This is a genomic window from Massilia sp. 01N410 (assembly GCF_056399665.1).
In genome coordinates this window covers 1-6,893 of the sequence record NZ_JBFTRV010000038.1, presented here as the reverse complement: position 1 = coordinate 6,893, position 6,893 = coordinate 1, and the positions used below count along the sequence as shown (strand labels likewise).

The window sequence follows — 6,893 nt, the reverse complement described above, 5'->3', positions numbered from 1 at the left end:
TGCCGCCAGATCGTGACCGTCGCGCCGAGCCGCCTGCACCTGCTCGACCACTCCGAGTTCGCGCTCTACACGATCCGCCAGGAGCTGGCCACCCGCTTTCCCGACATCCCCATCGAAGCCCACCTCGGCTCGGTATGCAATGCCGACCTTGTCGAGCGCATCCTGCGCGACGGCAAGGTCGACACCATCTACCACGCCGCCGCCTACAAGCACGTGCCCCTGGTCGAGACCAATATCGTCGAGGGCCTGCGCAACAACGTGGTCGGCGCCCAGGTTGTCGCCTCCCAGGCCGCCAAGCACCGCATCGAGACCTGCGTGCTGATTTCCAGCGACAAGGCGGTGCGCCCGACCAACATCATGGGCGCCAGCAAGCGCATCGCCGAACTCATCTTCCAAGCGGCCGCGGCGAGGCACGGCAGCAATACCACCTTCTGCATGGTTCGCTTCGGCAACGTGCTCGGTTCGTCCGGCTCGGTGATCCCGCTGTTCCAGCGCCAGATCGCACGCGGCGGTCCGCTGACCATCACCCACCCGGAAGTGTCGCGCTACTTCATGCTGATCCCCGAGGCCGCCCAGCTGGTGATCCAGGCCGGCGCGATGGCCAAGGGCGGCGACGTGTTCGTGCTCGACATGGGCGGACCGGTGCGCATCGTCGACCTGGCGCGCACCATGATCGCCCTGCACGGCCTGACCGAAAAAGGCATCCAGAATCCGGACGGCGACATCGAGATCCGCTACGTCGGCCTGTTTCCGGGCGAGAAGCTGCACGAGGAGCTGCTGACCGACGGCGTGATCTTCCCCAGCGACCACCCGCGCATCATGCGCATGAAAGAAAATGCCTTGAGCCCCGGGGTTCTCGACACCTTCATCACCTGCCTGATGATGGCCTGCGACACCCATGATCGCAAGATGATCGAGTCGATGGTCAAGGCCATCGTCACCGAATATAGCCCCCAGCCGGCACCAAGCGCACCAAGCGCACCAGCCGCCCAGCCCGTCCGGACCCCGCAGCGTCTGGGACTGATCAAGAAAGCCGTCTCGTTCCGTATCTGATTCGCCTTGCCCCTCTCCCTAACCGATTCAGGAGGATTTCCATGCGTGATGAAAGCAAGCCAGCATCCTTGGAGCAGCTTGTCAACAAGCTGCGTGACCGCACAGCCATTATCGGCATCGTTGGCTTGGGCTACGTCGGCCTGCCGCTGACGCTGCGCTATGTCGAGGCAGGCTTCCGCGTCCTCGGCATCGATATCGACGGTACCAAGGTCGAGCGTCTGAATCGGGGGGAAAGTTATATCAACCATATCAAGGCCGGCGATATCGCGAAGGCGCACGACACGGGATTCGAGGCAACCACCGACTTCGCCCGCGCGGGCGAGCCGGACGCGCTCATCATCTGCGTGCCGACCCCGCTGAACGCCTACCGCGAACCGGACCTGTCCTTCGTGCTCGGCACCGCCGACGCCCTGCTGCCTTTCATGCGCCCTGGCCAGGTGCTGTCGCTGGAAAGCACCACCTACCCCGGCACCACCGACGAGGAACTCAAGCCGCGGCTGGAATCGCGCGGCTTCATTGTCGGGCGCGACGTCTTCCTGGTGTTCTCGCCGGAGCGCGAAGATCCGGCCAACCCGGACTTCCAGACACGCACCATTCCCAAGGTCTGCGGCGGCGTGACCGCGGCCTGCCTGGAGGCCGGCATCGCCCTCTACAGCCCCGCCATCGACCGCGTGGTGCCGGTCAGCTCGACCCGCGCCGCCGAGCTGACCAAGCTGCTGGAAAACATCCACCGCGCCGTCAACATCGGCCTGGTCAACGAGATGAAGATCATCGCCGACCGCATGAACATCGACATCCATGAGGTCATCCGCGCAGCGGCCACCAAGCCCTTCGGCTTCACACCGTATTACCCTGGCCCCGGCCTGGGCGGGCATTGCATCCCGATCGATCCTTTCTACCTGACCTGGAAAGCGCGCGCCTACGGACTTCACACCCGCTTCATCGAACTGGCGGGCGAAATCAACAGTGAGATGCCGCACTGGGTGATCGAGAAGGTCACGGATGCACTCAACCGGCGCAGCAAGTCCGTCATGAACAGCCGGGTGCTGGTGCTGGGCATCGCCTACAAGAAGGATGTCGAGGACATGCGCGAGTCGCCCTCGGTCGAACTGATGGAGATCCTGCGGGACAAGGGCGCCGTGGTTCATTATTCAGATCCGCACGTACCGGTCTTCCCGCGCATGCGCGAGCACCGGTTCGACCTCGCGAGCGTCGATTTGACACCCGCAAGCATCGCTTCCTATGACGTGGTGCTGCTGGCGACCGCGCACTCCGCCTTTGACTACGATCTGATCCAGAGACACGCACCGCTCATCGTGGACACGCGCGGTGTCTACCTCGCCCCCATGTCCAACATCGTGAAAGCTTGAGGATCCCGCCATGCGCCCTTATCCCGCTCCCATTACCGACCGCAAGATCAACTTTGCCCTGGTCGGTTGCGGCCGCATCGCCAACAATCATTTCGATGCGCTGCGCAAGCATCATGAGCGTGCAGAACTGGTCGGTGTTTGCGACGTCGATCCGCGTGCCCTCGACCACGCTGTAGGCTCGACCCGCGCCCCCGGCTATACCGACCTGGACGAGATGTTGCGAAAATGCGAAGCCGATGCCTTCATCCTGACGACACCGTCCGGCATGCATCCGGACCAGACGATCCAGATCGCGCAAGCCGGACACCACGTGATGACCGAGAAACCGATGGCAACCCGCTGGGAGGACGGCAAGCGGATGGTCGCCGCCGCCGACGCGGCCGGCGTGCGCCTGTTCGTGGTCAAGCAGAACCGCCGCAACGCCACGCTCCAGTTGCTCAAGCGGGCGGTCGACAAGAAGCGCTTCGGCCGCATCTACATGGTCAACCTGAATGTGTTCTGGACCCGTCCGCCGGAGTACTACACCAGTGCGAAATGGCGCGGCACCTGGGAATTCGACGGCGGTGCCTTCATGAACCAGGCCAGCCACTACGTCGACCTGATCGAATGGATCATCGGCCCGGTCGAGAGCCTGCAAGCGTATACCGCCACGCTGGCACGCGACATCGAGGTCGAGGATACCGGGGTGCTCAGCCTGCGCTGGCGCAACGGGGCGCTGGGTTCGATGAATGTCACCATGCTCACCTACCCGCGCAATCTGGAAGGCTCGATCACGATACTGGGCGAGCGCGGCACGGTACGCATCGGCGGCGTCGCCGTGAACGAGATCCAGCATTGGGAATTCGCCACCCCGGATCCAGACGACGACAAGGTGCGCGACGCCAGCTATGAGACGAGTTCCGTTTACGGCTTCGGCCACCCGCTCTACTACGACAACGTGATCAAGGTGTTGCGTGGCGAGGCCGAGCCGGAAACCGACGGCCGTGAGGGGCTGAAGTCGCTGGAAGTGCTGATCGCGGCATACAAGTCGGCACGCGACGGCCAGCGTGTGGCCTTGCCACTGGCTTACTGACATGGATACCACCATCCACTTCAGCGCGATCGTCGATGATGGCGCCGTGCTCGGCGAGGGAACCCGTGTGTGGCACTTTGCCCACGTCTGCGCGGGGGCGCGTATCGGCGCCGGCTGCTCGCTCGGCCAGAATGTGTTCGTCGGCGACGACGTTGTGATCGGCGACAACGTAAAGATCCAGAATAATGTTTCGGTCTACGATGCCGTGACGCTCGAGGACAATGTGTTCTGCGGACCGAGCATGGTCTTCACGAATGTCTATAACCCACGGGCGGCGGTCACGCGCAAGCACGAATACCGGCGCACGCTGGTACGCTGCGGAGCCACCATCGGCGCCAACGCGACCATCGTCTGCGGGGTAACGATCGGCGAGCACGCCTTCATCGGCGCGGGCGCGGTCGTCACCCGCGACGTGCCGGCGTTTGCCTTGATGGCGGGCATACCGGCACGCCAGATCGGATGGATCAGCCGTTTCGGCGAACGCCTCTCTTTGCCGCTGACCGGTAATGCCGAGGCACGCTGCCAACACACCAAGGATCTCTACATCCTGCGAGACGGTACTTGCATGCTTTCCTACAGCACAAGCGCCGGCGCCTGGGCCCGCTTTCCTGAACCAGCCAAGTGAATCGACCATGGAATTCATCGACCTCAAATCCCAATATCAACAATCCCGCGACCTGATCAACCAGCGCATCCAGACCGTTCTCGACCACGGTCAATACATCATGGGGCCGGAAGTGACAGAGCTCGAAACACGGCTTGCAGAGTACTGCGGCGCGCGCCATTGCGTCACAGTCTCATCCGGCACCGAGGCATTGATCATCGCCCTGATGGCGCTCGACATCGGTCCGGGTGATGAAGTGATCACAACACCGTTCTCATTCATCGCCACCGCCGAGGCAATCGTCCTGGTCGGCGCGAAGCCGGTGTTCGTCGATATCGACCGCGAAACCTGCAATATCGATCCTGCGCTGATCGAGTCCGCCATCACCGCCCGCACCCGGGCGATCATGCCGGTATCCTTGTTCGGTCAGCCAGCCGACATGGATCAGATCAACGGGATTGCACAACGCTTTGGACTGGCGGTCGTCGAAGACGCGGCGCAGAGCTTCGGCGCAGCCTATCGCGGCAAAAAAAGTTGCCATCTTTCCGACATTGGCTGTACCAGCTTCTTTCCGAGCAAACCACTCGGATGTTACGGAGACGGTGGCGCACTGTTCACCGATGATGACGAGATTGCCAAAGCAGCACGTGAAATTCGCGTCCATGGGCAATCGCAGCGCTACGTCCATACGCGCATCGGCGTAGGAGGACGCATGGACACGCTCCAGTGTGCGGTCGTTCTGGCAAAGCTCGAGCGCTTCGATTGGGAACTGGCCGAGCGCGCCACGGTGGCGGCGTGGTACGACGCCCTTCTGTCGGGCCGGATCGGCCTGGTCGGCGTATTACCGGAACGCAGCAGCGTCTATGCACAATATACGGTCGTTCTCGAAGAACGGGACCGGGTACAGGCCGCGCTGAAGGAGGCCGGAATTCCAAGCGCAATTCATTACCCCATGCCTATCCATCGTCAACCGGCCTATACCTCGCCAGAGATCAGGGATACCTGCCCGGTTGCCGACGAAATGGCCGCCAGGGTAATGAGTCTGCCGATGGGGCCCTATCTGTCCCGCTCCGATGCCGATCATGTTGCACGCACCTTGCTGGATAAGGTGACTGCGATGCCTTCCGCCAAGATCGAAACCGTCGCATTAGCGGAGTAGTGCGTCGTCAGCCTGGCGAAGCAAGCTCTGTCGCACAATGATGACTGCTGTGCGATGGAGCTTGCAATACCGTACAGGATCGTATCGACTATCTTCACCATGCCGGAATGATTTATCCACCACGCATAAAAGTACTGCGTACCGCAAGACATTGAAAGGCGCAGGCTTTCATTGCGCCGCTTTCAAACAAGCCTCCCGTATTTTCTCATCCCCTAGCGCAACAGTTCGACTGCCACGCCGCCGCCGCGTCCCGGCTCAACCAGTAATGTACTGATGCAGGGACCCTTGGGTGTCCTGATTCCTGAAGAGAGTGACGAAGCCGGCCCTTGCAAGGCAAAGGCGATGCTGGTCGTTGGCGTAAGCAATGACCGACCGGCTTTGCCTGAATCGATCCGCATTACTCTCTAGAAATTTTTTCAGAATGGACTCACTAAATGGATTGAACAAGAAAACCAGATTGTTGCCAGGAGGCAGGCAAAAGGAGGCGGCATCGGCATTAACAAAGAAGATATTCTCCGCCCCAAATCTGGCAGCATTATCTCGAGCAATTTCAACGAGCGGCTCGGAAAATTCGACGCCAATAATCTTACGAAACGGAAATCGCATAGCGGCGTAAAAACAGGCCTTGCCCTTGCCTGAGCCGAGATCGATAAAATGATCGAATACGATACCGGTCTTTTCCACCTCATCGATCAATTCACGGATCGCGGCACAAGTGACTGCCTGATAGGCCATCGAATGCGGCAGGGCCGCCGAATGAATTGTTTCCAGCTTTCGATTTTCGATATAGCCGCTGCAATTCAATTGGTATCTTCGCTCGAATACAAAATCCTCGATCCAATGGATCGCCTCGGCGACCTTCCTCTCGAGAGACTGCAACTTGTGCAAAAGCGGTCTCCTCATCCATACCGCAATTCTTGTGCGCCATTGAACAGGGCACGTCTCATTTTCGCAAGTCATTGATTTTCCTAGAAAAAATATGGAGAGGAATCGTGTCGCAACCCGGCGCGCCCCGAATAAGTTAATGAAAACCCAATCTCCTGCTTTTCCCCTGCAATTTCCTCTCGACAGCCCCCTAAAGAATCCCGCGCCAGCTCGTATTTGAATAATTTACGAACAAATAAAATTGCTTTTATTTGAGAAATATTGCGACCAAAAACATTAATGAACTATTAAATTTTATAGATTAAATATTGAACTTTTATTGAACATTCGTTTTTAATTGATTTCAGGAAAATTCCATAGCCAAACAATTCACTGAGAAAAATTTTTTCCGAGAAAAGTTGAATTACGTCAGTTTCTTACCGTAAAATTCGATCTCTTCTTTTCGTGATTAAAGGCATTTCCCTTGAAAACTTTTGCTCGTCTTCCCAAAGCGTCCAACGCCATGTTGCTCAGCGGTTTTGCAGTATTACTCATGAGCTCGGCTGCAGCGTCTGCAAGAAACCTGTATGTTTCCACCTCGGGCCGCGACACCAACGCCGGTACGTCCAGCACCGCTCCGTTGCGCACCATCCAGCGCGCCTCCAACCTGGCCCTGCCGGGCGACACGGTTCACGTCGCACCGGGCACCTATTCCGAAACCATCACCTCGTCCGTCAACGGCACCGCGAGCGCACGGATCCGCTTCGTGTC

7 protein-coding genes are annotated in these 6,893 nt (G+C 59.4%); 6 read left to right on the top strand and 1 reads right to left on the bottom strand.

Annotated features, from left to right (window positions below):
- The 5 genes from AC1DOP_RS26980 to AC1DOP_RS26960 all read left to right on the top strand — a co-directional run.
- Positions 1 to 1,053: UDP-N-acetylglucosamine 4,6-dehydratase family protein (locus tag AC1DOP_RS26980; protein ID WP_477254362.1), on the top strand; the 1,053-nt coding region annotated here is incomplete at its 5' end.
- 41 nt (positions 1,054 to 1,094) lie between these two features.
- A complete protein-coding gene (locus AC1DOP_RS26975) occupies positions 1,095 to 2,423 on the top strand; it encodes a nucleotide sugar dehydrogenase (protein WP_442124958.1) in 1,329 nt (442 codons plus the stop codon).
- A gap of 10 nt (positions 2,424 to 2,433) precedes the next feature.
- On the top strand, positions 2,434 to 3,495 hold the full coding sequence (locus AC1DOP_RS26970) for a Gfo/Idh/MocA family protein (RefSeq protein WP_442124957.1): 1,062 nt from the start codon (positions 2,434 to 2,436) through the stop codon (positions 3,493 to 3,495).
- A gap of 1 nt (position 3,496) precedes the next feature.
- Positions 3,497 to 4,120, top strand: coding sequence for an acyltransferase (locus tag AC1DOP_RS26965; protein WP_442124956.1), 624 nt, complete (start codon positions 3,497 to 3,499; stop codon positions 4,118 to 4,120).
- Between the two features lie 7 nt (positions 4,121 to 4,127).
- Positions 4,128 to 5,258, top strand: a complete 1,131-nt coding sequence (locus AC1DOP_RS26960) for a DegT/DnrJ/EryC1/StrS family aminotransferase (RefSeq protein ID WP_442124955.1) — start codon at positions 4,128 to 4,130, stop codon at positions 5,256 to 5,258.
- 255 nt (positions 5,259 to 5,513) lie between these two features.
- On the opposite strand, the gene AC1DOP_RS26955 is transcribed toward AC1DOP_RS26960, so the two are convergent.
- Positions 5,514 to 6,146: a methyltransferase domain-containing protein gene (locus AC1DOP_RS26955; RefSeq protein ID WP_442124954.1), complete on the bottom strand. Its 633-nt coding sequence runs from the start codon at positions 6,144 to 6,146 to the stop codon at positions 5,514 to 5,516.
- A 529-nt stretch (positions 6,147 to 6,675) separates the two neighbouring features.
- Here AC1DOP_RS26955 and AC1DOP_RS26950 point away from each other — a divergent pair.
- A partial coding sequence (locus AC1DOP_RS26950) for a DUF1565 domain-containing protein (protein ID WP_442123696.1) occupies positions 6,676 to 6,893 on the top strand: 218 nt, incomplete at its 3' end.